Origin of the sequence: Streptococcus oralis, from assembly GCF_019929365.1 — a bacterium.
GTDB classification, from domain to species: domain Bacteria; phylum Bacillota; class Bacilli; order Lactobacillales; family Streptococcaceae; genus Streptococcus; species Streptococcus oralis_BT.
The window spans coordinates 69,642-95,735 of sequence record NZ_JAHZPH010000003.1 but is presented as its reverse complement, the minus strand read 5'-3'; the positions used below and the strand labels follow the sequence as shown (position 1 = coordinate 95,735).

Annotated in this window: 25 protein-coding genes; 19 read left to right on the top strand and 6 right to left on the bottom strand. The window is 41.8% G+C overall.

The features are described from left to right. Positions 1-50 precede the first annotated feature (50 nt). The 11 genes from K1I53_RS05595 to dltD all read left to right on the top strand — a co-directional run bounded on the left by K1I53_RS05595 (position 51) and on the right by dltD (position 10,391). Positions 51-725 (top strand): CPBP family intramembrane glutamic endopeptidase, encoded by a 675-nt coding sequence (locus K1I53_RS05595; protein WP_223328680.1) that lies wholly within the window; start codon positions 51-53, stop codon positions 723-725. Between the two features lie 180 nt (positions 726-905). Beyond that, positions 906-1,511, top strand: a complete 606-nt coding sequence (locus tag K1I53_RS05590) for a hypothetical protein (protein WP_223328679.1) — start codon at positions 906-908, stop codon at positions 1,509-1,511. Between the two features lie 143 nt (positions 1,512-1,654). Next, a complete protein-coding gene (locus K1I53_RS05585) occupies positions 1,655-2,350 on the top strand; it encodes an AzlC family ABC transporter permease (RefSeq protein ID WP_223328678.1) in 696 nt (231 codons plus the stop codon). Continuing rightward, on the top strand, positions 2,340-2,663 hold the full coding sequence (locus tag K1I53_RS05580; RefSeq protein ID WP_033685607.1) for an AzlD domain-containing protein: 324 nt from the start codon (positions 2,340-2,342) through the stop codon (positions 2,661-2,663). The genes K1I53_RS05585 and K1I53_RS05580 overlap by 11 nt, the downstream gene beginning before the upstream one ends. Positions 2,664-2,765: 102 nt before the next feature. Then, positions 2,766-3,596: an amino acid ABC transporter substrate-binding protein gene (locus K1I53_RS05575; protein ID WP_084948299.1), complete on the top strand. Its 831-nt coding sequence runs from the start codon at positions 2,766-2,768 to the stop codon at positions 3,594-3,596. 154 nt (positions 3,597-3,750) lie between these two features. Beyond that, positions 3,751-4,605, top strand: a complete 855-nt coding sequence (locus tag K1I53_RS05570; RefSeq protein WP_084948300.1) for a MetQ/NlpA family ABC transporter substrate-binding protein — start codon at positions 3,751-3,753, stop codon at positions 4,603-4,605. 118 nt (positions 4,606-4,723) lie between these two features. Then, complete coding sequence (locus K1I53_RS05565) at positions 4,724-6,097, top strand: M20 family metallopeptidase (protein ID WP_223328677.1); 1,374 nt, start codon at positions 4,724-4,726, stop codon at positions 6,095-6,097. Further along, entirely contained in the window at positions 6,090-7,151 is a 1,062-nt protein-coding gene (locus tag K1I53_RS05560) for a methionine ABC transporter ATP-binding protein (protein WP_223328676.1), read from the top strand. The genes K1I53_RS05565 and K1I53_RS05560 overlap by 8 nt, the downstream gene beginning before the upstream one ends. Before the next feature lies 1 nt (position 7,152). Further along, on the top strand, positions 7,153-7,845 hold the full coding sequence (locus K1I53_RS05555; protein WP_169446989.1) for a methionine ABC transporter permease: 693 nt from the start codon (positions 7,153-7,155) through the stop codon (positions 7,843-7,845). A gap of 171 nt (positions 7,846-8,016) precedes the next feature. Continuing rightward, positions 8,017-9,171: a D-alanyl-lipoteichoic acid biosynthesis protein DltB gene (dltB, locus tag K1I53_RS05550; RefSeq protein WP_223328675.1), complete on the top strand. Its 1,155-nt coding sequence runs from the start codon at positions 8,017-8,019 to the stop codon at positions 9,169-9,171. Positions 9,172-9,218: 47 nt separating this feature from the next. Further along, complete coding sequence (gene dltD, locus K1I53_RS05545; RefSeq protein ID WP_223328674.1) at positions 9,219-10,391, top strand: D-alanyl-lipoteichoic acid biosynthesis protein DltD; 1,173 nt, start codon at positions 9,219-9,221, stop codon at positions 10,389-10,391. Between the two features lie 175 nt (positions 10,392-10,566). Here the strand turns inward: dltD and K1I53_RS05540 are convergent, their stop codons facing one another. Next, positions 10,567-11,139, bottom strand: coding sequence for an MptD family putative ECF transporter S component (locus K1I53_RS05540; RefSeq protein WP_223328673.1), 573 nt, complete (start codon positions 11,137-11,139; stop codon positions 10,567-10,569). Between the two features lie 133 nt (positions 11,140-11,272). On the opposite strand from K1I53_RS05540, the gene K1I53_RS05535 reads away from it, so the two are divergent. The 5 genes from K1I53_RS05535 to nrdI all read left to right on the top strand — a co-directional run bounded on the left by K1I53_RS05535 (position 11,273) and on the right by nrdI (position 15,975). Next, positions 11,273-11,887, top strand: a complete 615-nt coding sequence (locus K1I53_RS05535) for a YesL family protein (protein ID WP_223328672.1) — start codon at positions 11,273-11,275, stop codon at positions 11,885-11,887. Then, positions 11,865-13,535, top strand: a complete 1,671-nt coding sequence (locus K1I53_RS05530; protein ID WP_223328766.1) for a sensor histidine kinase — start codon at positions 11,865-11,867, stop codon at positions 13,533-13,535. Before K1I53_RS05535 ends, K1I53_RS05530 begins: the two co-directional genes overlap by 23 nt. 12 nt (positions 13,536-13,547) lie before the next feature. Further along, a complete protein-coding gene (locus tag K1I53_RS05525) occupies positions 13,548-14,834 on the top strand; it encodes a response regulator transcription factor (protein ID WP_084945705.1) in 1,287 nt (428 codons plus the stop codon). A 60-nt stretch (positions 14,835-14,894) separates the two neighbouring features. After that, complete coding sequence (locus K1I53_RS05520) at positions 14,895-15,428, top strand: ABC transporter permease (protein WP_000729041.1); 534 nt, start codon at positions 14,895-14,897, stop codon at positions 15,426-15,428. Between the two features lie 76 nt (positions 15,429-15,504). Beyond that, entirely contained in the window at positions 15,505-15,975 is a 471-nt protein-coding gene (gene nrdI / locus K1I53_RS05515) for a class Ib ribonucleoside-diphosphate reductase assembly flavoprotein NrdI (protein WP_223328671.1), read from the top strand. A gap of 84 nt (positions 15,976-16,059) precedes the next feature. Here the strand turns inward: nrdI and K1I53_RS05510 are convergent, their stop codons facing one another. From K1I53_RS05510 to argS, 3 genes are all read right to left on the bottom strand, one after another. Then, a complete protein-coding gene (locus K1I53_RS05510) occupies positions 16,060-17,322 on the bottom strand; it encodes an NRAMP family divalent metal transporter (protein ID WP_084945707.1) in 1,263 nt (420 codons plus the stop codon). A 197-nt stretch (positions 17,323-17,519) separates the two neighbouring features. Continuing rightward, positions 17,520-17,765 carry a hypothetical protein gene (locus tag K1I53_RS05505; protein ID WP_000084854.1) on the bottom strand — a complete coding sequence of 82 codons (246 nt, stop codon included), beginning with the start codon at positions 17,763-17,765 and terminating at the stop codon, positions 17,520-17,522. A gap of 348 nt (positions 17,766-18,113) precedes the next feature. Beyond that, on the bottom strand, positions 18,114-19,802 hold the full coding sequence (gene argS / locus K1I53_RS05500) for an arginine--tRNA ligase (protein WP_223328670.1): 1,689 nt from the start codon (positions 19,800-19,802) through the stop codon (positions 18,114-18,116). 147 nt (positions 19,803-19,949) lie between these two features. On the opposite strand from argS, the gene argR reads away from it, so the two are divergent. Together argR and mutS are read left to right on the top strand one after the other, a co-directional pair. Beyond that, positions 19,950-20,396, top strand: a complete 447-nt coding sequence (gene argR / locus K1I53_RS05495) for an arginine repressor (protein ID WP_061418468.1) — start codon at positions 19,950-19,952, stop codon at positions 20,394-20,396. A gap of 50 nt (positions 20,397-20,446) precedes the next feature. Continuing rightward, positions 20,447-22,981, top strand: coding sequence for a DNA mismatch repair protein MutS (mutS, locus tag K1I53_RS05490; protein ID WP_223328669.1), 2,535 nt, complete (start codon positions 20,447-20,449; stop codon positions 22,979-22,981). A 40-nt stretch (positions 22,982-23,021) separates the two neighbouring features. Here the strand turns inward: mutS and K1I53_RS05485 are convergent, their stop codons facing one another. Together K1I53_RS05485 and K1I53_RS05480 are read right to left on the bottom strand one after the other, a co-directional pair. Further along, a complete protein-coding gene (locus tag K1I53_RS05485) occupies positions 23,022-23,480 on the bottom strand; it encodes a DUF3021 domain-containing protein (protein WP_223328668.1) in 459 nt (152 codons plus the stop codon). Further along, a complete protein-coding gene (locus K1I53_RS05480) occupies positions 23,477-23,917 on the bottom strand; it encodes a LytTR family DNA-binding domain-containing protein (protein ID WP_223328667.1) in 441 nt (146 codons plus the stop codon). The genes K1I53_RS05485 and K1I53_RS05480 overlap by 4 nt, the downstream gene beginning before the upstream one ends. Positions 23,918-24,125: 208 nt before the next feature. Between K1I53_RS05480 and mutL the strand changes: the two genes are divergently transcribed. Further along, the gene (mutL, locus tag K1I53_RS05475; protein ID WP_223328666.1) at positions 24,126-26,075 is read left to right on the top strand and encodes a DNA mismatch repair endonuclease MutL; all 1,950 of its coding nucleotides are present in this window, start codon (positions 24,126-24,128) and stop codon (positions 26,073-26,075) included. Positions 26,076-26,094: the final 19 nt, after the last annotated feature.

Sequence of the window (26,094 nt, the reverse complement as noted above, 5' to 3'; positions counted from 1 at the left end):
GGGTAGGTTTGGCTGAAAGACGACGTAAATAAAACTTAAAAGGATCAACTATGAAAAGGAAAGAAACGAAATTTTATTTAGGGACAATTTTGGTGCTCGTGTCCTATTACTCGATTTTTAATCTTGTAGCAAAATTAGACTCAGTGAAGCAGTTATCCGATTTTGGATTTTATGGGATTCAAATTTTATTGATAGTAATTGAGGGAATTGCTGCTACTGTGATTCTTGTTAAGAGTCAACGTTGGAAAGAGTACGGTCGATTCCAGTTTCGTTGGTCCTATCTGGGTATTTTCTTTCTTTCCTTTATATTGATGTTTTTGTGGGTAAATATAATGACTCGGATCTTTCCTAGCACGCAAAATGGGAGTGCAATTGTGAAAGAAGCAGCTAATTTGACAGGAATTAGTTACTTTGTAACGCGCATTCTCTATGGCAGTCTCATTGCTCCGATAGTTGAAGAATTGGTCTTTCGTGGGCTTCTGATGACAGCACTATCTAAATTGAAAAAGTACTATATAGATGTCATCGTTTCCTCCACTCTCTTTAGTCTTATTCATGTTTTGCAATATGGATGGGTGTTAACAGACTTCATCATTTATGCTGGAGCAGGTCTGCTACTCTGTATGTTCTTTCGTTATACTCGTTCAGTTTATTGGTCAATAGCGCTCCACATCTTGTGGAATAGCTTTTTAATTATCGTCAGCTTATTGGTGTTTGGGTATTAGGTTTGGCAGAATTTTTTACATCACATAGATAAGGCTGGCTTCCCAGTCTTTTTCTTATTATGACGGTTTGTTACTGACTCTTGCTCAATTTAAAACAAAAAGAAGCATTTTTAAAATCAATCACGGAATCCGATTCTATCAAAGTTTGTCAGTCTGAGAGTTTTTTAGTATAGTAGAAATATGAAATTTACAAAAATAATCAGTAGTCTACTTGCTCTTGGAGCTTTCCTCATGCTTTTATCAGCTTGCCAGAATGTTAAACAGACACAACTGGTCTTGTTTGATTCCCTTTCGTTCAATATGTCCCTTAAATCCTTTGAAGAAGTGTTTGGAGAGGCTAGCGAGGTAGTGGAGGAAACAGAGACGGCCTATCGGGACACTTGGCGTGCAGAAGACCCCTACTTCTATAAAACGGGACGCCTTTTCTATGATTACGAAAATATTACTTTGAATGGTTATACAGGTCGAGCAAGATTCACATTTTCAAAATCACATCGCTTGGAAAAAGCGACAGTTCATATTCCTGTAACTTCAAAGGTGGAGCAACAAGTAGTGCTCAATAATCTATCCCAGACTATAAAAAAAGAAATTGAAGCTCTTCCGAATGTTCAATCTGTAACTACCGAGACGGTAGGACTATACGATGACGGCTATCGCTATAAAGTCAAGTTGAAAGGACAAAGGAGAGAATTTTGGATCGATGTTTATCCGACAGAAGATGAAGATGCTAAAGAAATTGAAGATAAAAAGTATACTATTCGGGTGGATCAGTTTAGGATGCATTAATAACACTCAGGGGATTTCAGCATTTTTTGCTAGCTACTAGTTTCAAACTCTAAACTTTTTTCTCTTCTTTGAATGTGTTATAATATTCCTTGCTGTGGCTGTGACCTTGAACAGCCTCAAACGAAGAGAATAAGAGGAGAGAGATGAAAGAAAAAGGATTTTGGGAAGGTGCACAGGCGGCCATGCCGACTGCCCTTGGCTATGTCAGCATTGGCCTGGCTTGTGGGATTATCGGTGCGCCCTATGTGACACCTGTTGAGATGGGCTTGATGAGCCTCTTTGTTTATGCTGGGAGCGCCCAGTTTGCCATGTTGGCACTGATTGCGGTCCAAGCGCCTGTGGCAGCAATTGCTATGACGGTCTTCTTGATCAACTTGCGCCTCTTTTTGCTAAGCTTGCATGCGTCGACCTATTTCCGTCATACTAGTCTCTGGCAAAACATAGGCATGTCCAGTCTCTTGACAGATGAGACTTACGGAGTTTTGATGGGAGAATTAGCCCATACAGACAAGGTCCATCCCATGTGGATGCACGGGAACAATCTCAATAGTTATGTAGCCTGGTTTGTGGGGACAGTGGCGGGGACAGCTTTAGGTGGGCTTCTTCCAAATCCTGAGGTCTTTGGATTAGACTTTGCCCTTGTTGGGATGTTTATCGGGATTTTTACTTCGCAATTCCAGATTATGCAAAGACGGGTTCCTGGCCGCAATCTGCTGCTGATCCTAGCAGTTGTTGCGGTGTCTTTCTTTTTGCTCCTGACAGTTGTGTCCCAGTCGCTGGCTGTTCTTTTTGCGACTTTGCTAGGTTGTACCATGGGGGTGTTCTTAGATGGTCAGTAAGTATCTTTTATTAGCTGTAGTTTTCTCAGGGTTGGTGACTTGGATACCTCGTATGATTCCTTTCATCTTGGTTAAGTACAAGGGTTTGCCAGCTATCGTTGAGCGTTTTTTGAAGTTTTTACCTGTTTCCATTATCTTTGCCTTGATCCTTTCAAGCGTAGTGACAGGTAAGGTTGGGAGCCTTCCTCAGATCAAATGGCTAGACTTTTTAGCAGTCTTTCCAACGGCTTGGGTAGCCTTTCGCTATCGCAATCTAGTGGGTACGGTTCTTTTTGGAGTGGTCTTGATTGCAGTCTTGCGTCTGGTCTTTTAATCAGCTATAAGAAAAACCTATCACCGAGATAGGTATCATATAATGGCGAAAAAAAATATTTTATGTTAAGATAGTACAGTATTCTATTTTGGAGGAAATGATATGAAAAAAATCGTTAAATACTCATCTCTTGCTGCCCTTGCTCTTGTTGCTGCAGGTGTGTTAGCAGCTTGCTCAGGTGGTGCTAAGAAAGAAGGAGAAGCAGCTAGCAAGAAAGAAATTATCGTTGCAACTAATGCTACACCAAAACCATTTAACTATGAAGAAAATGGCGAATTGACTGGTTACGAAATTGAAGTGGTTCGCGCTATCTTTAAAGACTCTGACAAGTATGATGTCAAGTTTGAGAAGACAGAGTGGTCAGGAGTCTTTGCAGGACTTGATGCCGACCGTTACAATATGGCTGTTAGCAACATCAGCTACACTAAAGAACGTGCTGAAAAATACCTTTATGCAGCTCCAACTGCTAAAAACCCTAACGTTCTTGTAGTGAAAAAAGATGACCCTAGCATCAAATCGCTTGATGATATCGGTGGAAAATCAACAGAAGTTGTTCAAGGGACAACTTCTGCTAAACAGCTAGAAGACTACAACAAACAACATTCAGATAATCCAACTGTCCTAAAGTATACTAAAGCGGACTTCCAACAAATCATGGGACGCTTGAGCGATGGCCAGTTTGACTACAAGATTTTTGATAAAATCGGTGTTGAAACAGTCATCAAGGACCAAGGTTTGGACAACTTGAAAGTGATCGAACTTCCAAGCGACCAACAACCTTATGTTTACCCACTTCTTGCTAAAGGTCAAGATGAGTTGAAATCATTTGTAGACAAACGTATCCAAGAACTCTACAAAGACGGAACTCTTGAAAAATTGTCTAAACAATTCTTCGGAGACACTTACCTACCAGCAGAAGCTGATATTAAATAATTTTTTGAAATCATCCATTCTGAATAAGGTGGATGATTTCTCAGTTTTTAAGGATATAGTTTTAAACTATATATCTGACTATCTAATAACAATTTGTGAAATCAAATAAAGTATGAGATACTATTACGGTATTATTTTTAAAGGAGAAAGAATCATGAAAATTAAAAAATGGCTCGGTGTAGCAGCTCTTGCTACAGTCGCAGGTTTGACTCTTGCAGCTTGCGGAAATTCAGAAAAGAAAGCAGACAACGAAACAGTTGTCAAAATTGCAACAGTTAACCGTAGCGGTTCTGAAGAAGCGCGTTGGGATAAAATCCAAGAATTGGTTAAAAAAGATGGTATTAAATTGGAATTCACAGAGTTCACTGACTACTCTCAACCAAACAAGGCAACTGCTGATGGCGAAGTAGACTTGAACGCCTTCCAACACTACAACTTCTTGAACAACTGGAACAAGGAAAACGGGAAAGACCTTGTAGCGATTGCAGATACGTACATCTCACCAATCCGCCTTTACTCAGGTAAAAATGGGGAAGGAAACAAGTACACGAAAGTGGAAGAAATCCCAGATAACGGCGAAATCGCTGTGCCAAACGATGCAACAAACGAAAGCCGTGCGCTTTACTTGCTTCAATCAGCTGGTTTGATCAAATTGGATGTTTCAGGAACTGAACTTGCTACTATCGCAAACATCAAAGAAAATCCTAAGAACTTGAAAATCACTGAATTGGATGCTAGCCAAACAGCTCGTTCATTGTCATCAGTTGACGCTGCCGTCGTAAACAATACCTTCGTTACAGAAGCAAAATTGGACTACAAGAAAGCGCTATTCAAAGAACAAGCTGACGAAAACTCAAAACAATGGTACAACATCATCGTTGCGAAAAAAGATTGGGAATCATCACCTAAGGCTGATGCCATCAAGAAAATTATCGCGGCTTACCACACTGATGAAGTGAAAAAAGTTATCGAAGAAACATCAGACGGTTTGGATCAACCAGTTTGGTAATAAGACACAGGGAGGTGGGAGAGAGTTTCCACCTCTTACTTTTGTCTAGAGAGTTGATTTTAAAGAGGCACTTGTTGTCGTTCCAAGGACACAAGTACATAGTAGAAAGAGAGAGAAAATGGTTTTTCCTAGCGAACAAGAACAGATTGAAAAATTTGAAAAGGATCATGTGGCTCAACATTATTTTGAAGTCTTGCGCACCTTAATTTCCAAGAAATCAGTCTTTGCCCAGCAGGTTGGACTTAAGGAAGTCGCAAACTATCTGGGTGAGATTTTCAAGCGTGTGGGAGCGGAAGTCGAGATTGATGAGACTTATACGGCTCCCTTTGTCATGGCGCATTTCAAGAGTTCGCGTCCAGATGCTAAGACCTTGATCTTCTATAACCACTATGACACCGTGCCAGCGGATAGTGACCAGGTGTGGACAGAGGATCCTTTTACCCTTTCTGTACGAAATGGCTTTATGTATGGGCGTGGGGTTGACGACGACAAGGGGCATATAACGGCTCGTTTGAGCGCTTTGAGAAAATACATGCAACACCATGATGACCTACCTGTCAATATCAGCTTTATCATGGAAGGGGCAGAGGAGTCTGCTTCTATGGATTTAGATAAGTATTTAGAGAAACACGCAGACAAACTTCGTGGGGCGGACTTGCTAGTCTGGGAACAAGGTACCAAGAACGCCTTGGAACAGCTAGAAATTTCGGGTGGTAATAAGGGAATTGTAACCTTTGATGCTAATGTGAAAAGTGCTGATGTGGATATCCACTCGAGTTATGGTGGTGTCGTGGAGTCAGCACCATGGTACCTTATCCAGGCCTTAAGTAGCCTACGTGCAGCAGATGGACGTATCTTAGTAGAAGGCTTGTACGAGGATGTTCAAGAGCCAAATGAACGAGAACTAGCCCTGGTAGATACCTATGCCCAACGCAATCCTGAGGAAATTAGTCGTATTTATGGCTTGGAATTGCCTCTCTTACAAGAGGATCGTGCTGCCTTTCTAAAACGTTTCTTTTTCGAGCCAGCCCTTAATATCGAAGGGATTCAGTCAGGTTATCAAGGGCAAGGGGTTAAAACGATTTTGCCAGCAGAAGCCAGTGCCAAGCTAGAGGTTCGTTTGGTTCCTGGCCTAGAACCGCATACTGTTCTGGAAAAAATTCGGAAACAGCTAGACAAAAATGGCTTTGATAAGGTAGAATTATACTATACCTTGGGAGAGATGAGCTATCGAAGCGATATGAGCGCGCCAGCCATTCTCAACGTGATCGAGTTGGCCAAGAAATTCTATCCACAGGGCGTATCAGTCTTGCCAACAACAGCGGGAACAGGACCGATGCATACAGTCTTTGATGCCCTAGAGGTACCAATGGTGGCCTTCGGTCTAGGGAATGCCAATAGCCGAGACCACGGTGGAGATGAAAACGTGCGAATCGCCGATTACTACACCCATATTGAATTAGTAGAGGAGCTGATTAGAAGCTATGAGTAGAGATATTATCAAGTTAGATCAGATCGATGTGACTTTTCACCAGAAGAAGAGAACCATCACAGCAGTCAAGGATGTGACCATTCACATCCAAGAAGGGGATATCTACGGAATCGTTGGATATTCTGGAGCAGGAAAATCAACCCTTGTACGGGTGATTAACCTCTTGCAAAAGCCATCTGCAGGGAAAATTACCATTGATAACGACGTCATTTTTGACGGAAAGGTAACCTTGACGGCCGAGCAGTTGCGTCGTAAACGCCAAGACATTGGAATGATTTTCCAGCATTTCAACCTGATGAGTCAAAAGACAGCAGAGGAAAATGTAGCCTTTGCCCTCAAACACTCTGGACTCAGCAAGGAAGAAAAGAAAGCAAAAGTAGCTAAGTTGTTAGACTTGGTTGGCTTGGCAGATCGTGCTGAAAACTATCCTTCACAACTATCTGGAGGGCAAAAACAGCGCGTGGCTATTGCGCGTGCCTTGGCCAATGATCCGAAAATTTTGATTTCAGACGAGTCAACGTCTGCCCTTGACCCTAAGACAACCAAGCAGATTTTGGCCTTGTTGCAAGATTTGAACCAAAAATTAGGCTTGACGGTTGTCTTGATTACGCATGAAATGCAGATTGTCAAAGATATTGCCAACCGTGTGGCAGTTATGCAGGATGGCCGTTTGATTGAAGAAGGCAGTGTCCTTGAGATCTTCTCAGACCCTAAACAACTTTTGACACAGGACTTTATCTCAACAGCTACAGGTATTGATGAAGCTATGGTCAAGATTGAGAAGCAAGAAATCGTAGAGCACTTATCTGAGAACAGTATTTTAGTGCAGCTCAAGTATGCAGGGGCTTCGACAGATGAGCCACTTTTGAATGAATTGTACAAACATTACCAAGTAACGGCTAATATCCTTTATGGAAATATCGAAATTCTCGATGGCACTCCTGTTGGAGAATTGGTTGTGGTCTTGTCAGGAGAAAAAGCGGCGCTAGCAGGTGCTCAAGAAGCTATCCGCCAAGCTGGCGTACAGTTAAAAGTATTGAAGGGAGGACAGTAGAATGACAGAGTTGATTCAAACCTATTTACCAAATGTCTATAAAATGGGCTGGGCTGGTCAGGCTGGCTGGGGAACAGCCATTTACCTAACTCTTTATATGACAGTTCTTTCCTTCATTATCGGAGGGTTCTTGGGACTGGTGGCAGGTCTTTTCCTCGTCTTGACAGCGCCAGGTGGTGTCTTGGAGAACAAGGTCGTTTTCTGGATTTTAGACAAGATTACCTCAATTTTCCGTGCGGTTCCCTTCATCATCCTTTTGGCAATCTTGTCACCACTTTCTCACTTGATTGTGAAGACTAGTATCGGGCCAAATGCAGCCCTTGTGCCACTTTCTTTTGCAGTCTTTGCCTTCTTTGCCCGTCAGGTGCAGGTTGTCTTGGCTGAGCTAGATGGTGGTGTCATTGAGGCGGCTCAGGCTAGCGGAGCGACATTCTGGGACATCGTGGGTGTTTATCTATCGGAAGGTCTTCCAGATTTGATTCGTGTGACGACTGTGACCTTGATTTCACTAGTCGGTGAAACAGCTATGGCTGGTGCGGTCGGAGCTGGTGGTATCGGTAATGTAGCCATTGCTTATGGATTCAACCGTTTCAATCACGATGTGACAGTTTTAGCAACCATCATTATCATCTTGATTATCTTCACGATTCAGTTCTTGGGAGATTTCTTGACCAAGAAATTAAGTCATAAATAAAAAGAGCCATTCGGCTCTTTTTTGTTCTAGGAAGCTGCCAACAGGGGCATTTAAAGTTTTTAAATTATGGTATAATAGATAAAGTTAACTCTCTCTGGTGATAGGATAGGAAAAAACTAGAAAGATAAACCTTGAAGCGAGATGAGAAAATGAAAAAGGAGTTCGGTTGATATGAATTATTTTGAGGGGAATGATTTCTTCCTTCTCTTGTTTGTAGTTTTACTGATTGGTTTTGTGGTAAACTTTTTTGAAAAACGTAAGGACTACTATATTTTGGCGCTCTCCCTCTTATTTGTAGGAGCTATCTATGGTAAGAGTCGAGCAATGATTGTCTATTTGCTTGCCTTTGTCGTTTATCAATATTTTCTGGTTTTTCTAGCACAGAGGATAGAAGCAAAGCGGCTGAAACCACTGGTTTTCCTTTCCATTCTTCCCTTGGTGATCAATAAAGTCTTTGCCCTGACTTCTCTGCATTTGTTGGCCTTTATTGGTATTTCCTATATGTCCTTTAAGACCATTCAGATCATGCTAGAAATATCGGATGGCTTGATCAAAGAAAAAATCACTGTAAAAGATTATCTACAGTTTTTGCTCTTTTTCCCAACAGTTAGTGCTGGTCCGATTGATCGGAGTAGGAGATTTTTAAAAGAGATAAACGAGGTCATGCCCCGAAAAGAGTATCTAGAGTTAGCAGGAGACGGTGTGTATCGTATCGTTCTAGGCCTTCTTTACAAGGTTGTTTTATCAACCTATGTTTACCAGATGTTACTCACTCTAAATAATACTGGCACAGTCGTTTACTCAATCAAGTATATGTACCTCTATACCTTGTATCTGTTCTTCGACTTTGCAGGCTATAGTCTAATGGCCGTTGGAAGTAGTAATATTCTAGGTATTCAGACACCAATGAACTTTAACAAACCTTTCTTGAGTGTCGATATCAAGGATTTCTGGACCAGATGGCATATCACCTTGTCTACCTGGTTGAGAGATTTTGTATTTTCAAGAGTATTGATGCAGGTTATCAGGAAAAAATGGTTTAAAAATAGGCTACACAATGCAACCTATGCCTATATGGTCAATATGTTGGTTATGGGTTTTTGGCATGGTCTTAGTGTTAGCTACATTGTCTATGGTTTTTACCATGGTGTCTTGATGGCTGGATTTGAAGTGTATCAAAAGAAAAGCAATTTTTATAAGAAAAATAAAAATAAAAACTGGTATAAGCTACTAAGTTGGTTTGTGACCATGAATTTGGTTATGGTCGGTTTCTTTATCTTTTCAGGTGAACCCTATAAAATCTTACTGACGATTTTAAAGAGATAAGAGATTGAAAAGAAATCGGACAGATCGAAGGGATAGGATAAAACGAGATGATTAAATTAAAAGCATTTTTACTATCGCTTGTGCTCGTAATTGCGACGCTTGCCCTTTTAAATGTGACGTATGTCAAGAAGATTGATGATTATTATAAAGTCAAGGATAACAGTATTCGCTATAGCACCTCATATGAAAAGTATAAAAGTAGAGATATTATAACAAGCAATATCACCCCCAATACACTGATTCTAATGGGTTCCTCAGAGTTGGTTGCGACGATAAATGAGGACTATCATCCCAATAAAATTTTTAACTACAACGATTTTAATATCATGCAGATTGGGACCAGTTATTCTCAAAACATCATTCAGGCTACGACCCTGGGTTCTATTGAAGGAGCTATGACTAAGCGAAAGGTAGCTATAGTAGAGTCTGTTCAGTGGTTTGAAAAAGATGGGACCCATCAAGATGCCTTTTTGAACAAGGCTTCTCAGGAACATATTTTCCACATGCTAGATAATGACAAGATTAGTAAGGAAACGAAAGAAAAAATAATCAATCGCATCATTGAGATTACCAAAGGAAACAAGCAACAAAACGACATCTACAAAAAATACAAAAGTTATTTCATAGATGGAAAAGGAACTATTGTTGATAAAAAACTATTAGAGTTTGAGAACGCTATGTATTCCTTTAAGCTCAAACAGACTTTTTATCAAAAACATGCTAAATCAGATTATCCCTCATCAGGAGATAAAACCCCAGACTATGATTGGGAGAAAATGACGAATCAGTTTGTGGAAGAGGTCAAAAAGAAAACAGACAACAATGACTATGCTGTTGATAATAACTACTACAATACTTACTTAAAAGATCGCTATGAATCGTTGAAAGATTCCAATAAAGATTTGAGCTACCTAGAGTCACCGGAGTATTCAGATATGGAACTTTTCTTGACAGTTGCCAAAGAATTGGGCATTGAAGTTGAAGTCATCATTTTCCCAGTAAACGGGAAATGGAACGACTACACAGGTGTCTCAAGAGAGATGCGGGAAAAAACTTATAAAAAAATAGAAGATGTCGCAAAAAGCCATGGTGCAACGGTGCTAAACTATGGAAACAGAGAATATGATGATTACTTTTTATTTGACGTGATGCACGTTGGAGTGAAAGGATGGATGGAAGTTGAAAAAGAACTTTACAAATTTGCAAACCAAGCTAACTAACACACATCGTTTAATCTTGTGGACACTATTTTTCTATACAGTTATCTTAAGTATCGTGATTTATTGTTTTGTGACCGATTTTTCGAACATCCAAGAATTTATCTATAGTGAATTTTAAGATTGTATACAAAAAGGCCCTGGAGCTAGGTGTTACTAGTCTTCAGGGCTTTTTACATTATATTTTTTTATCGGCTATTTTTTGACTTAGAAACTGCCCAAGCAAGGCACCAATTAAGGCAGCAAGGAGAATGCTTGCGACAAAGAGAAAAATTTTGTCTAGCTCTGGAGTAACCATGATACGGTCAATGTATTCTTGGGATTTTCCACGTGCGAGTAAGGTGGCCACGTAAGCTTTGGGACGGATCCACATGAGGAAGATAGGACCACTTGTGCTAAAAGCAAAAACTAGGAAGGAGAGAAGATTTTTAATCTTATCATGATAGCGGCCGAGGCGAGCAATAGCATCTGCTGCAAGACCGCAAGTGATAGCTGGTAGAAAGGCACCAGCACCGTGTTTACTAGCCAGGAAAAAGAGAGCCATAAAGAATCCGAGAGTGGTAATGGCACCAAAACGAGGAACTTTTGCCAAAAGAAGCATGTAGACACTCCCCCCAACAAGGGCAGAAAAGGCAGGCGCATAGAACATATTGCCTGTTGAGTCGACCAAGTGTCCAAGTAATACTCCGATTCCTAGACAGAGGAAGTAGAGAACGACGGCTAAGAGGGTAGTTAAGATATTTTTCTTCATGAGAATCTCCTTATATAAAACTGTCAAAATCAATTGTATCACGCTTTTAGAGGATTGTAAATGGGTGCTCTATGTTTTTGAAAACGTTTGAAATATGATATAATAGTTACATAGTTGTTTTAAGGAGGATATTATGGGAAAGTTTCTAGAATTCGTCTTTAATCGTTTCTTTTTAGGAATGATTGCGACGGCTTTTTTCTGGTTATTGACACTAGCAGGAGGTGTAGTCTTTGGTTTGGCACCAGCTAGTGCAACTCTTATGAGTTTATATGCGGAGCACGGTTATACTTATCGGACTTATAGTTTGAAAGAAGCTTGGGAATTGTATAAGAGCAACTTTATCAAGAGTAACCTAGCTTTCTATAGTTTTGTACTTGTAGATTTAGTCTTAATCTATGGTTTGTACCTTTTGGTTCAATTGCCCCATCAGACTATCTTCCATCTTTTGGCAACCTTTCTCAATATCCTTGTTGTTGCCTTTGTTTTTTTGGCTTATACCGTTTCATTGAAACTCCAAGTTCACTATGAGCTCTCTTATCGAAATACTGTAAAACTCGCTCTTATCGGAATTTTTATGAATTTGTCGGCAATTGCCAAGGTTTTATTTGGTACGGTCATGCTTGTAGGAATTGGTTACTATATGCCTGCTCTCCTCTTTTTTGTAGGAATTGGTGTGTGGCATTTCTTTATCAGTGATATGTTGGAACCCGTATATGAAAGTATCCATGAAAAATTGGCGACAAAATAAAATGAAGCCGTTCTGGCTCCACTCGCTCTTGCGCATCTATACCTTGGTGATGATTGCCATCATTGCAAGCTTTGCGGTCATGCTCTCCTATGCTGACTGGAGTTCCCGTGAAAAAGAAGCCCAGAGAGTAGCTCAACGTGTAACGACTCGAACAGTGAGTGAGATTGAATATTACCATAGAGAGTCGACTCAGCTAGCGCAGGAACTGGTTGAAAATCGAGCACGGATAGAGGGGATTTATAAGTATTTTAGCCTGAGTACATCGGATTATTTTTACTGGCTGTTGCAACGTAAAGCGTCTCCTTATGTCTCAGTATCCTTGTATGAAAATATTGATGATTTGTATGTAAGAAATGACTTTGTGACAGGTGTTGCAATTGTTTTGCAAGACTACAAGGAAGTCTACGTTTCTACTAGAGAGAAACGTAGTGGGGAGAAAATTCCAGCAGAAAATTTCAAACCAGCTCCCAATAGTTTTGCCATTCCTGTATTCGATCCAGTTTCTGACAAGGATTTAGGAGTGATTTACATATCCTTATCTCCGGATGTCTTACGTGGAGCTATTGACAATACCCGTGGCCACACACCAATGGCTGTGACGGTAACCTCGCCTTTTGAGACCGAGATGTTTCAGATTGGGGAGACAGTATCTGCCGAGCGGGAGGACTGGCTTGTAGGAGTTACCTCCCATGGCTATCAAGTTCGTGTAGCCGTTCCTAAGGATTTTGTTCTTAAGGGAACGTTGACCAGTTCGGCTATCATTATTGGACTAAGCATTCTCTTTATCATTATCTTGTATACCACTCTGAGGCAGACCTTTTCCAATTACCAAAAGCAGGTGGTGGATTTGGTTGAGTCTATTCAGGTTATTGCTCAAGGAGAAGAGAGACTTCGCATTGATACTTCTGAGAAAGACCAGGAATTGCTCCTCATCTCAGAAACAACCAATGATATGTTGGACCGACTGGAAAAGAATATCCACGATATTTATCAGTTGGAATTGAGCCAAAAAGATGCCAATATGCGGGCCTTGCAAGCTCAGATTAACCCGCATTTTATGTATAATACCTTGGAGTTCTTGCGGATGTATGCGGTGATGGAAAGCCAAGATGAGCTAGCAGATATTATCTATGAATTTAGTAGTTTGTTACGCAATAATATCTCCGACGAGCGGGAAACAACGTTGAAGCAGGAGTTGGAATTTTGCCGCAAATACAGCTATCTCTGTATGGTTCGCTATCCAAGGTCTGTTGCTTATGGCTTTAAGATCGCGCCAGAATTAGAAAATATGAAGATTCCCAAGTTTACGCTCCAACCATTGGTAGAAAATTACTTTGCCCACGGTATTGACCACCGTCGGACAGATAATGTAATCAGCATCAAAGCCTTGAAGGGCCAGGGATTCGTTGAAATCCTAGTGGTAGACAATGGTCGCGGGATGACTGCTGAGAAATTGGCTAGCTTGCAAGAAAAACTAACTCAGAGAAGTTTTGAGCACGAGGCAAGCTATAGCGGAGAGCGACAATCAATTGGAATAATCAATGTACACGAACGCTTTGTCCTCTATTTTGGAGATCGCTACCAAATCAGTGTAGAGTCAGCTGAGCAAGAAGGTGTTCGTTACCGTATTACTATTCAAAATGAATAGAAAGGAAGGGAAATGTATAAAGTTTTATTAGTAGACGACGAGTATATGGTGACAGAGGGGCTCAAGCGATTAATCCCCTTTGAAAAATGGGATATGCAAGTCGTCGCAACAGCTAGTCACGCAGATGATGCTTTGGACTACGTTAAGAAAAATCCAGTAGATGTGGTCATTTCCGATGTCAATATGCCAGATAAGACAGGGCTTGAGATGATTAAGGAAATGAAGGAGCTGCTTCCAGATACCTATTATATCTTGCTGTCAGGTTATCAGGAGTTTGAGTACGTCAAAAAAGCCATGAATCTTAGTGTCGTGGATTATCTGGTGAAGCCAGTGGATAAGGTGGAGTTGAGTCATCTATTAGAAAAAATTGCGCGACAGCTTCAGGAAAAGGTGGAGCAAAGCCAAACTCTCAGCCAAGAATTGGATGAGGCAGGATTTACTAACTACCTGTCAGGTAAAGACAACTGGTGGATAGGTCTTTCCAAGGAAAAGCAAGGATCCTTCACTATTCCTTACTATGTTTTAGGTCAAGACTGGCAGATTTTTATCTCTGATCAACCACTAGATGGAATCGTCGTGACACCATTTGAAGCGCCCTACCAACAAGCCTTTGAAAAATGGAAGATCAACGCAGAAAAAGCCCTCTTTTACGGTTCTGTCAATCTAGAAAAATCCGAGAGTCTATTTACTTATTATGAACCGATTTATCGCGTGATTATCCAAGGAAATATCAATCAAATCATTGAAGAATTGACCCTGCTGGAGAAGGTTGTCTTAGAGAACACACCGCGCGTGGCTATCACCAAACAGCTCTTCACCCAGTTTGTCATGGATGTCTTCCACTTGTTTGAGCACTTAAAAGCGGATGATATGACCGAGATTGTCAAAGCTATCCATGCCATTAACACCTTTGAAGAATTGGTTGCCTATATCAAAGAAACCTTGACCAAGTTCTTTGGCCAGTACCGCATGAATGAAAATGTGGTGAGTGTTCTGGAGGTGATTGGGCGTGATTATCAGAAAGAGCTCTCACTTAAGGATATCAGCAAGGATCTCTTTATCAATCCTGTCTATCTCGGTCAGCTGATCAAGCGAGAAACCAACTCAACCTTTGCGGAATTGCTCAATAAACAGCGGATCAAGGCGGCGCAACAGCTCTTGCTTTCAACCAATGATAGTATTGAAGATGTTTGCTATGCTGTTGGTTACAGCAATGTTGGATATTTCTACAAGGTCTTCCGTAAATTGTGCGGAAAATCACCAAAAGCTTATCGCAAACAAGTCGAAAGTTCCCTATAAAACTTGTATTTACATACAAAAAATGCTATAATGTTCAAAATACCTTAAGGAGGAAAAATTATGAAAAAGAAACCAATTTATCTTTGGGTTCTATTAGTCCTATCAGCATTGATTTCAGCTATGTCTTTGTTTGGAATACTAAGTCCAGTTCCTAGTAAAGAAACACTAGGTGCCAGTCAAGCTCAAGTTCAAGGTGCTAGCGCCCAACAACTAGAGGATACGATTAATTATCTACATAAGACAGCTGAATTATCGCATTCGACTGTTAACATCGTTTTGATTATTTTATCTGCGATTTTAGTAGTCGCAGGTATTGTGCTCTTGGTTCGTAATCATTTGCAATATGCAAATTATGCTTACATTGCTTATGTTTTGCTTGCCATTGTTGGTTCGATTTATACTTACATGGGTATGCAAGATGCTGTACAAGCTATCCGTGATGAAACTTTGCGACTAGGGACAGAAGTCCTTGGAAAGGGAACAACGATTTTATTTGTTGTTATCAATGTCCTCTTCCTTGCCATTGTCTTTTACAAGATGTGGCGTCAACAAAAAGATTTGTCTGAGGAAGTCGAAACAGAAGAGCTCGCATAAGAGTTGACAAAAGGGAACTATCAAGTTACAATCTTGTTAGTTCTTTTTAAATCGTAAACAAAAAATCGAGGTTAACATGAAAAAAATATCGCTAGTGTATATCAGTCTGAGTGGGAATACAGAGAGTTTTGTAACCCGACTCAAGGACTATCTCTTGTCCCAGTACGAAGGGATTGAGGTCCAAAAAATCCATATCAAAGATTTGGTCAAGGAAGGCCAAGAATTCTTTGAAATGGAGCATCCCTATGTCGCTTTCTTGCCGACCTATCTGGAAGGTGGAAATGGTGTTGATAACGGCGATGTTGAGATTCTTACGACTCCAGTGGGCGACTTTATCGCCTATGGAGACAATGCTAGTAAGTGTTTTGGGGTAGTGGGATCTGGTAATCGTAATTTTAATAACCAATACTGTCTGACAGCCAAGCAGTACAGTCAGCGCTTTGGTTTCCCTGTATTGGCTGACTTTGAAATGCGTGGCATGCTGGGAGATATTAAAAAAGTCGCAACGATTATCGCGGACTTATATGGATTGGATTCAGAAAGTTAGAATCGTTCAAGTAGGCAGTTGGATTTTCTCAACTGCCTTTTGAATGCAGAAAAAAGCACCCAGATGAGGGTGCTGCTTTGTGAATTAACCTGCTTTTCCGATGGCAAGTGCATAGATAAAGAAGATGGCAAATCCAAAGAGGAAAATCAATCCTGCAATGGCGAGGAGTTTCAACCAAGAAGGAAGATTTTTATTTTCACGTGTCACCAATACATAGTTCAACAGAGCGAAGAATGGTGTTGTCAGGAAAGAACCGATCATGGCAAAGCGGAGCATGGTTGAAACTTGTCCAGCAAAGAATTTGATGATGACGATACCAATGATAGCGGTAATGGTCATCCAGAGGTTCAAAGATTTACGAGTATCCTCTTTTTGATTTGCCAAGAGTTGAAGGGAGGCCTGATTGACACGTGAATAGCCATCGATGACAGTAATTACTGTCCCAAAGATACAGAGAAAGGCGATAAAGGTAATCAAATATCGAGACCATTCGCCAAGGACAGAGGCATACATGCCCACAAACTGCGAGATGTATTTGGCTGAAGCAGCTTCAACCGCTTGCCCTGTAGGATACTGAATGAGTGCTCCTAGTGCCACAAAGAATACAGCTAGAATAGCAGTTCCAATGTAACCAACGTTAAAGTCGAACAGAGCGTCTTCTGTGTTAAAGTTAACGGTCTTTTTCTTTTCAGCAGACCAGAGTGAATTGATGGCTGAAATTTCAATAGGGGCAGGCATCCATCCTAGGAGGGAAACGATAAAAGGGAGGGCCGCCATTTGCCAAGGTGTCTTTTCGACAAAATCAGAGCTGTATTCGGGATGCTTAATTGCTGCAATGATAACTGCAAGAACAGTTGCAATGGTCAAAGCAGACATGATCCATTTTGCCATACCGTCCAATAGTTTGTAGCCCCCAAAGAGTAGCATCGCCCAAATGACTGCAACAAGGATAAGGGACCATTGAGTGATGCTAAGTCCAATCATTGGAAAGGCGCTAGCGATGATGGCTGAGCACAGGATAGCGACTCCGGCTGTATTGACCATAGCAGAGAAGACATTGAGGACAAAGAAAATCCAGAGATAGAGTTTTCCTTTTTCGGCATAGCCTTCGACCAAGGTTTTGCCAGTGTCGGCAGTATACTCTGCACCAAAACGGAAAAATGGATATTTAAAAACATTGGCCAAGATAACTAAGAGGAGTAGTGACCAACCATAAGAACCACCAGCTTGAGTAGAGGAAACGATGTGAGAACCTCCAACGGCTGCAGAAGCCATTAGGATTCCTGGCCCCATTGCCTTTAGTTTGCTTGCCCAGGTTGACTGGTTTGATAACGTAACTTGTGACATAATAAACACTCCTATTTTTGAATTTTCAGAATAATCTGAATAGATAGCTACTATTCTACAAGAAACTTATGAAAAACGCAAGATAATTTTTGAAAAATTTAGAAAATTTCAGAAAAATCATATGAAAGATATGATTATCACAAGGAAATGGTATTGATGGGAGTAAAAAATCCGAGAAAAAAGCTTCTCGGATTCCCTTATTTCAGTTGCTCAGTGATTTCCTTAGAAAGCAGGAGTCCCAAACGGTAACCTTTATTGATGTAGTCAATCACATCATTGATATTTTCCGTTGTTTGGATCCTTTCGCGTATGTCTGTTTTGAAAGCTTCGTCCCTCAGAAGCTGTTCCTGAAGGAGTTGTTGAAGTTTTTCTTTTTCGTACTTATTGATGAGAAAAAGAACGACAAGACTGATAAGAACTAAGATATAAGCATACTGGCTCATAAAATTTCTCCTGGTTTGATAAAAAAGTTGATGACATAAGAAAAGCGAAAGAAACATTTCGCTTTTCTATTAGGTGACTAGAATTGCATGGCAGGCATCCCGCACAAGAGACTAGATAATTCGATGATATACTTGAAAGGTCTAGTTTTTTATTATTATGACATAAACAAATCGCTGTTTATTTATGTGAATTAGTGAAGCGCCTAGCCAAATCACCATAGTTACGACGTCATGGCCTCTAAATCGATTATATTTAGGGGTCATGACTAGTGAAGCAGTTAGCTAGTTCGCATATAAGCGGCTAGCGTCTAACAATTAGGAACTTTAGTTCCAATTGTTAGTACTGAATCACATCTTCTCCGGTGCTTCTACTCCAAGCAAACGAAGGGCTTCTTTGAGAACAACAGCTGTTGCGTAGCTGAGAGCTAGGCGACTGTCGCGCTCTGGACTTTCATCCAGGATACGAGTGTGGGCATAGTATTTGTTGAAAGCTTGAGCCAAGCTGATTGCGTATTTAGCGATTAGCGACGGATCATAGTTAACAGATGCGCGTTTGATGACACGGGCAAAGTCTTGGAGAAGTTTGATAATTTCCCAGCTTTCAGCATCATTTAGACTGTAATTTGCTTGAGCATTTGGTTGGAAGTCTGCTTTTCTAAGTAGAGACTGAATACGAGCGTAAGCGTATTGGATGTATGGACCAGTTTCTCCTTCAAAGGAAACCATAGCTTCGAGGTCAAAGTCGTAACCATTTCTGCGGTCCGTTTTGAGGTCGTAGAATTTAACAGCTCCCACTCCGACAGCTTGGGCAACCTGTTCCTTGTTTTCGAGGTCAGGATTTTTCGCTTCGATTTGTGCTTTGGCACGGCTGATAGCTTCTTGAAGAGTAGGTTCGAGCAGGATGATATTTCCTTTACGAGTAGAGAGCTTTTGACGATTCTTGGTTACCAAACCGAAGTCTACGTGAATCATATCATCGCTCCAGTCAAATCCCATTTTTTTCAAGACGGCTTTTAACTGTTTAAAGTGGTTAGACTGCTCTTGACCAACCGCATAGATATTCTTAACAAAATTGTAAGTACGTGCACGGTAGATAGCTGTCGCAATATCACGTGTAATGTAGAGGGTTGCACCGTCAGATTTCTTAATCATAGCGGGTGGAAGTTCAACATCATCGAGGTTGACAATGCTAGCGCCGCGTGATTCTTCTAGCAAACCTTTTTCTTCAAGGATTTGCACGGCCTCATCCATCTTATCGTTGTAGAAGGCTTCACCGTTCAAACTGTCAAATTCAACGTTCAACAGTTTGTAAATGCGGTTGAACTCAACCAAACTTTCGTCACGGAACCATTGCCAAAGTTGAGTTGCTTCTGGATCGCCATCTTCCAATTTTTTAAACCAGAGACGTCCTTCATCATCAAGAGCTGGGTCATTTTCGATTTCAGCATTGATGCGAACGTACAATTTTAACAATTCGTCAATTGGATTAGCTTCTACGGCTTCCTTACTTCCCCATTTTTTATAAGCAACCATGAGAAGACCAAACTGTTTACCCCAGTCTCCAAGGTGGTTGATTTTAATAGTGTTGTAGCCCATTTTCTTAAAGATATTAGAAAGAGCATCTCCGATAACAGTTGAACGTAAGTGGCCTACTGAGAAAGGTTTTGCGATGTTTGGACTTGATAGGTCAATCGTGATATTTTGCTCTTTGCCTTCCGTTTGTTGAGCGTAGTCAGATCCTTTTTCGATGATCTCTTTGATAACTGCTCCAGAAATGGCAGCTTTATCAAGGAAGAAGTTGACGTAAGGGCCAGTTGCAACAACTTTTTCAAAGGCTTGGCTGTTGATTTTTTCAGCGATTTCAGCAGCAATTATTTGAGGGGCTTTGCGTTCGACTTTTGCAAGTGAGAAAGCAGGAAAAGCGATATCTCCCATGTCAGAGTTTTTTGGTTGTTCTAGTAAATTTAAAATAGCCTCTTGATCTAGGCTATCGATGACGCTAGCCAATTCACTAGCAATCAGTTTTTTTGTACTCATAAGTAGGCTCCTTTTGGACTTTTATTCTATTTTATCATAAATTTAGTGAAAGAAGAAAGATTTTTTTGAATTATTCAGTTTTTTTGGTATAATTATATCTAAAAATAAACCCGAAATCGGTTATAAATATTCATGTAAGAGGTTGATATGAGAAAAAAAGAACGACACCAGTTGATTAAAAAGATGATCACTGAGGAAAAACTAGCTACACAAAAGGATATCCAAGATCGCCTAGAAGTTCGGAATGTCTTTGTGACGCAAACGACCTTGTCTCGCGACCTGCGCGAGATCGGCTTGATCAAGGTTAAGAAAAATGGTATGGTGTATTATGTGCTAGCGAATGAAACAGAAAAGATTGATTTGGTAGAGTTTTTGTCGCATCATCTAGAAGGGGTTGCGAGAGCAGAGTTTACTTTGGTACTTCATACCAAGTTGGGAGAAGCAGCTGTCTTAGCAAATATTGTTGATGAAAATAAGGACGAGGCGATTTTAGGGACGGTTGCTGGTGCCAATACCTTACTGGTTATTTGTCGAGACCAGCATGTTGCCAAACTCATGGAAGAGCGTTTGCTAGATTTGATGAAGGATGAATAGGGTTTTGGGACTTGTTCCCAAGCCTTATTTTTGACAAGGAGAGAGCCAATATGACGACAGAAAAACTATCACCTGGTATGCAGCAGTATGTGGATATTAAAAAGCAATATCCAGATGCTTTTCTGCTCTTTCGGATGGGTGATTTTTATGAGCTGTTTTATGAAGATGCGGTCAATGCGGCGCAGATTTTAGAGATTTCACTGACCAGTCGTAATAAAAATGCAGAAAATCCGATACCCATGGCTGGTGTTCCCTATCATTCTGCCCAGCAGTATATCGATGTTTTGATTGAGCAGGGCTATAAGGTGGCTATTGCCGAGCAGATGGAAGATCCCAAACAAGCGGTTGGGGTTGTCAAGCGAGAGGTGGTTCAGGTCATCACCCCCGGTACAGTGGTTGATAGTAGTAAGCCCGATAGTCAGAACAATTTCTTGGTTGCCATAGATCGTGATGGCAATAAATTTGGCCTAGCTTATATGGATCTGGTGACAGGTGATTTTTATGTGACAGGTTTATTGGATTTCACTCTAGTTTGTGGGGAAATTCGCAATCTCAAGGCTCGTGAAGTGGTGCTGGGTTATGACTTGTCTGAGGAAGAAGAACAAATCCTCAGCCGTCAGATGAATCTGGTACTTTCTTATGAGAAAGAAGGCTTTGAGGATGTTCATTTACTGGATCCACGACTGGCAGCTGTGGAGCAAGCGGCAGCTAGTAAGCTGCTCCAGTATGTTCATCGGACCCAGATGCGGGAATTGAATCATCTCAAACCAGTTATCCGCTATGAAATCAAAGATTTCTTACAGATGGACTATGCGACCAAGGCTAGTCTGGATTTGGTTGAGAATGCTCGTTCAGGTAAGAAGCAAGGCAGTCTTTTCTGGCTTTTGGATGAAACCAAAACAGCTATGGGTATGCGACTCTTGCGTTCTTGGATCCATCGTCCTTTGATTGATAAGGAGCGAATCGTCCAACGCCAAGAGGTGGTGCAGGTCTTTCTTGACCACTTCTTTGAGCGCAGTGATTTGACAGACAGTCTCAAAGGTGTTTATGACATCGAACGCTTGGCTAGTCGGGTTTCTTTTGGCAAGACCAATCCCAAGGATCTCTTGCAGTTGGCGACCACCTTATCCAGTGTGCCACGGATTCGAGCGATTTTAGAGGCAATGGAGCAACCTGCTCTGGCCTATCTCATCGCACAGTTGGATGCCATTCCTGAGTTGGAGAGCTTGATTAGCGCAGCGATTGCTCCTGAAGCTCCTCATGTGATTACGGAAGGTGGTATTATTCGAACTGGATTTGATGAAACCTTGGATAAATACCGCCGAGTGCTCAGAGAAGGGACCAGTTGGATTGCTGAGATTGAGGCCAAGGAGAGAGAAAACTCTGGCATCAGCACGCTTAAGATTGACTACAATAAGAAGGATGGTTACTATTTCCATGTGACCAATTCGCAACTGGGGAATGTGCCTGCCCACTTTTTCCGCAAGGCAACGTTGAAAAACTCAGAACGCTTTGGTACCGAAGAATTAGCTCGTATCGAGGGAGATATGCTGGAGGCGCGTGAGAAGTCAGCCAACCTAGAATATGAAATCTTTATGCGCATCCGTGAGGAAGTCAGCAAGTACATCCAGCGTTTGCAGGCTCTAGCCCAAGGAATTGCAACGGTTGATGTCTTGCAAAGTCTCGCAGTTGTGGCTGAAACCCAGCATTTGATCCGACCTGAGTTTGGTGACGATCCACAAATTGATATCCAGAAAGGGCGCCATGCTGTCGTCGAAAAGGTCATGGGAGCTCAGACCTATATTCCTAATACTATTCAGATGGCAGAAGATACGAGTATTCAGCTAATCACAGGGCCCAACATGAGTGGGAAGTCTACCTACATGCGCCAGCTAGCTATGACGGCGGTTATGGCCCAGCTAGGCTCGTATGTGCCGGCAGAAAGTGCCCATTTGCCTATCTTCGATGCTATCTTTACCCGTATCGGAGCAGCAGATGACTTGGTTTCAGGTCAATCAACCTTCATGGTAGAGATGATGGAGGCCAACAATGCTATTTCGCATGCGACTAAGGATTCCTTGATTCTCTTTGATGAGTTAGGACGGGGAACTGCGACTTATGACGGGATGGCTCTGGCCCAGTCCATCATCGAATACATTCATGAACATATCGGAGCCAAAACCCTCTTTGCGACCCACTACCATGAGTTGACCAGTCTGGAGTCTAGCTTGGAACACTTGGTCAATGTTCATGTGGCAACCTTGGAGCAGGATGGGCAGGTCACCTTCCTTCACAAGATCGAACCAGGACCTGCTGACAAATCCTACGGTATCCATGTTGCTAAGATTGCTGGCTTACCAGCAGAACTTTTAGCAAGAGCGGATAAGATTTTAACGCAACTTGAGAGTCAGGGGCAAGAAAGCCCAGCTCCCATGAGGCAAACTAGCGCCGTCACAGAGCAGATGTCACTCTTTGACGCGCCTGCAGAGCATCCTATCCTAGCAGAATTAGCTAAACTGGATATTTACAACATGACACCTATGCAGGCTATGAATGTCTTAGTCGAGTTCAAACAAAAGTTATAAAAAGAGCCCACTCACATTTTTGTGAGTGGGTTTTTCTCTATTACTTTTTATGGACCAAAAGTTGATTGATGTAGTCCACTTTTTTAGCTTCTCTTTTATAGAGAATAGTCCAGATGATAAGGTAGACAATCGCAAACTCTGGAATGAGCTGGAGATAGAAGGTCCAGTGGAAGGGAAACCAACCAGCCAGAGTTGCCAGTGGGACAAAGCCAGCCAGCATGAGGAAGAAATGGGAAAGTGTGGCACGGAGCAAGCTCCAGTCACGGCTGAATAAGCGACTGCCAAAGCTAAAGAGAACTCCGATAGCTGACCAGATGATCATGCAGTAGAGTAAGACCAGGGCACCGTGAACCTGATGTTGAGCCATCACTTGTCCGATGAGAGACTCGGGACTCAGTGGGGCATAGGTATTTGGGGCATAAATGAGTGAAAAGATGATAGAGAGGATGAGGCCGATGAGGACGCCAGCAGCTGCGTCGTGAAAGATTTGTTTTTTCATAGTTCTAATTTCTCCTTGATGGTTTTTAGGTAACGGCGTGAAGAGTAGGTGAAGCTTTCGTTTTTGAGAAAGATTTCGACCAGGCCGTTGGGAGTGAGTTTGAGATGAGAGATGGAGTCGATATTGACGATTTCAGATTGGGAAATTTGGATAAAAGTGGTCGGCAAGAGTTCAAGAACCTGATAGAGTCGCAAATCAACGCTGTAGGTCTGAGATGCAGTTTCTGCTAGAACCTTTCGATTCTCTATATAGAAACGCTGAATCTTGCTAATTTCAACTAGATAGACCTGATTATCAATCTTACCTTTGATTGTTTCTTTTTGGTCAATATTTTCTGCGAACTCGATGACTTTCTGGACTTTTTCGGTCGGCTGAGGAGTTTGGACAATCAGCTTTTCCTCCTCGTAAGTCTCCTTAATCTGTAGTTCTACTTTCATAAATTTCTCTCCTTTTCAGTTATACAAGGTTGTGATCACTTCTTGTACACCTTTATTAAACACTATTTTACGATCCATGGCAAGAGCTTTTGCCTATGTGGAGAGATTTGGAGTCTATGTGGTATTTGCTTTTTCTGGTAACATCTGAAATATGGTATAATAGCACTAATCAATTTCTAGGAAAATAGATACAGAAAGGGGCTGAAAGATGTCTCATATTATTGAATTACCAGAAGTGTTGGCAAACCAGATCGCGGCAGGAGAGGTCATTGAACGTCCTGCCAGTGTGGTCAAAGAGTTGGTAGAAAATGCCATTGACGCGGGTTCTAGCCAGATTATCATTGAGATTGAGGAAGCTGGTCTTAAGAAGATTCAAATCACAGATAATGGCCATGGAATTGCCCACGATGAGGTGGAATTGGCCTTGCGTCGACATGCGACCAGTAAGATAAAAAATCAAGCAGACCTCTTTCGGATTCGGACGCTTGGTTTTCGTGGTGAAGCCCTGCCCTCTATCGCTTCTGTCAGTGTCTTGACTCTGTTGACAGCGGTGGATGGTGCGAGTCATGGGACTAAGCTAATCGCGCGTGGGGGAGAGGTTGAGGAAGTCATCCCAGCGACTAGTCCTGTGGGGACCAAAGTTTGTGTGGAGGACCTCTTTTTCAACACCCCTGCCCGCCTCAAGTATATGAAGAGCCAGCAAGCGGAATTGTCTCATATCATCGATATTGTCAACCGTCTGGGTTTGGCTCATCCCGAGATTTCCTTTCGTCTAATCAGCGATGGCAAAGAAATGACGCGGACAGCAGGGACTGGTCAACTGCGTCAAGCCATCGCAGGGATTTATGGTTTGGCGAGTGCCAAGAAGATGATTGCCATTGAGAACTCTGACTTAGATTTCGAAATTACAGGTTTTGTGTCTCTGCCTGAGTTAACCCGAGCAAATCGTAACTATATCAGCCTCTTCATCAATGGCCGTTATATCAAGAACTTCTTGCTCAATCGCGCTATTCTTGACGGTTATGGAAGCAAACTCATGGTAGGGCGCTTTCCGCTAGCTGTCATTCACATCCATATCGATCCTTATCTGGCTGATGTCAATGTCCATCCAACCAAACAAGAAGTGCGGATTTCCAAGGAAAAAGAACTGATGGCGCTGGTTTCAGAAGCTATTTCTAACAGTCTCAAAGAGCAAGCCTTGATTCCTGATGCTTTAGAAAATCTTGCCAAGTCGACCGTGCGTAATCGTCAAAAGGTAGAGCAGACCATTCTCCCACTCAAAGAAAATACGCTTTACTATGAAAAAACGGAGGCAACCAGACCCAGTCAAGTTGAGGTGGCTGATCACCAGGTTGAATTAACTGAGGAGGGTAAGGACCTAACCCTGTTTGCCAAGGAAACCTTGGACCAGCTAACCCAGCCAGCAAAACTGCATTTTGCAGAGAGAAAGCCTGCTAACTACGACCAACTAGACCATCCAGAGTTAGACCTGGCTAGTCTCGATAAGGCCTATGATAAGCTGGAGCGAGAAGAAGCATCCAGCTTCCCAGAGTTGGAGTTTTTCGGACAAATGCACGGAACTTATCTCTTTGCCCAAGGGCGAGATGGACTCTACATCATAGACCAGCACGCAGCCCAGGAACGGGTCAAGTATGAGGAATATCGTGAAAGCATCGGCGATGTTGACCAGAGTCAGCAACAACTCCTAGTGCCCTATATCTTTGAATTTCCTGCGGATGATGCCTTGCGTCTCAGGGGAAGAATGCCTCTCTTAGAGGAAGTGGGCGTCTTTCTAGCAGAGTATGGAGAAAATCAATTTATCCTGCGTGAACATCCCATCTGGATGGCAGAAGAGGAAATCGAGTCTGGTATCTATGAAATGTGTGACATGCTGCTCTTGACCAAGGAAGTTTCGATCAAGAAATACCGAGCAGAGCTGGCTATCATGATGTCCTGCAAGCGGTCTATCAAGGCCAACCATCGTATCGATGGCCATTCAGCTAGACAGCTCCTTTATCAGCTTTCTCAATGTGACAATCCCTATAACTGTCCGCATGGACGCCCTGTTTTGGTGCATTTCACCAAGTCGGATATGGAAAAGATGTTCCGACGTATTCAGGAAAATCACACCAGCCTTCGAGAGTTGGGGAAATATTAAGAACACAAAAAGCCTTTGT

Coding starts and splice junctions, on each gene's coding strand:
- K1I53_RS05505 (WP_000084854.1), bottom strand. CDS start 17,765: ATGAGCCAGTATGCTTATATCTTAGTTCTTATCAGTCTTGTCGTTCTT.
- K1I53_RS05590 (WP_223328679.1), top strand. CDS start 906: ATGAAATTTACAAAAATAATCAGTAGTCTACTTGCTCTTGGAGCTTTC.
- dltB (WP_223328675.1), top strand. CDS start 8,017: ATGAATTATTTTGAGGGGAATGATTTCTTCCTTCTCTTGTTTGTAGTT.
- K1I53_RS05530 (WP_223328766.1), top strand. CDS start 11,865: ATGAAAAATTGGCGACAAAATAAAATGAAGCCGTTCTGGCTCCACTCG.
- K1I53_RS05525 (WP_084945705.1), top strand. CDS start 13,548: ATGTATAAAGTTTTATTAGTAGACGACGAGTATATGGTGACAGAGGGG.
- K1I53_RS05535 (WP_223328672.1), top strand. CDS start 11,273: ATGGGAAAGTTTCTAGAATTCGTCTTTAATCGTTTCTTTTTAGGAATG.
- mutS (WP_223328669.1), top strand. CDS start 20,447: ATGACGACAGAAAAACTATCACCTGGTATGCAGCAGTATGTGGATATT.
- nrdI (WP_223328671.1), top strand. CDS start 15,505: ATGAAAAAAATATCGCTAGTGTATATCAGTCTGAGTGGGAATACAGAG.
- K1I53_RS05510 (WP_084945707.1), bottom strand. CDS start 17,322: ATGTCACAAGTTACGTTATCAAACCAGTCAACCTGGGCAAGCAAACTA.
- argS (WP_223328670.1), bottom strand. CDS start 19,802: ATGAGTACAAAAAAACTGATTGCTAGTGAATTGGCTAGCGTCATCGAT.
- mutL (WP_223328666.1), top strand. CDS start 24,126: ATGTCTCATATTATTGAATTACCAGAAGTGTTGGCAAACCAGATCGCG.
- K1I53_RS05580 (WP_033685607.1), top strand. CDS start 2,340: ATGGTCAGTAAGTATCTTTTATTAGCTGTAGTTTTCTCAGGGTTGGTG.
- K1I53_RS05595 (WP_223328680.1), top strand. CDS start 51: ATGAAAAGGAAAGAAACGAAATTTTATTTAGGGACAATTTTGGTGCTC.
- K1I53_RS05520 (WP_000729041.1), top strand. CDS start 14,895: ATGAAAAAGAAACCAATTTATCTTTGGGTTCTATTAGTCCTATCAGCA.
- K1I53_RS05565 (WP_223328677.1), top strand. CDS start 4,724: ATGGTTTTTCCTAGCGAACAAGAACAGATTGAAAAATTTGAAAAGGAT.
- K1I53_RS05485 (WP_223328668.1), bottom strand. CDS start 23,480: ATGAAAAAACAAATCTTTCACGACGCAGCTGCTGGCGTCCTCATCGGC.
- K1I53_RS05540 (WP_223328673.1), bottom strand. CDS start 11,139: ATGAAGAAAAATATCTTAACTACCCTCTTAGCCGTCGTTCTCTACTTC.
- K1I53_RS05575 (WP_084948299.1), top strand. CDS start 2,766: ATGAAAAAAATCGTTAAATACTCATCTCTTGCTGCCCTTGCTCTTGTT.
- dltD (WP_223328674.1), top strand. CDS start 9,219: ATGATTAAATTAAAAGCATTTTTACTATCGCTTGTGCTCGTAATTGCG.
- K1I53_RS05560 (WP_223328676.1), top strand. CDS start 6,090: ATGAGTAGAGATATTATCAAGTTAGATCAGATCGATGTGACTTTTCAC.
- K1I53_RS05480 (WP_223328667.1), bottom strand. CDS start 23,917: ATGAAAGTAGAACTACAGATTAAGGAGACTTACGAGGAGGAAAAGCTG.
- argR (WP_061418468.1), top strand. CDS start 19,950: ATGAGAAAAAAAGAACGACACCAGTTGATTAAAAAGATGATCACTGAG.
- K1I53_RS05555 (WP_169446989.1), top strand. CDS start 7,153: ATGACAGAGTTGATTCAAACCTATTTACCAAATGTCTATAAAATGGGC.
- K1I53_RS05570 (WP_084948300.1), top strand. CDS start 3,751: ATGAAAATTAAAAAATGGCTCGGTGTAGCAGCTCTTGCTACAGTCGCA.
- K1I53_RS05585 (WP_223328678.1), top strand. CDS start 1,655: ATGAAAGAAAAAGGATTTTGGGAAGGTGCACAGGCGGCCATGCCGACT.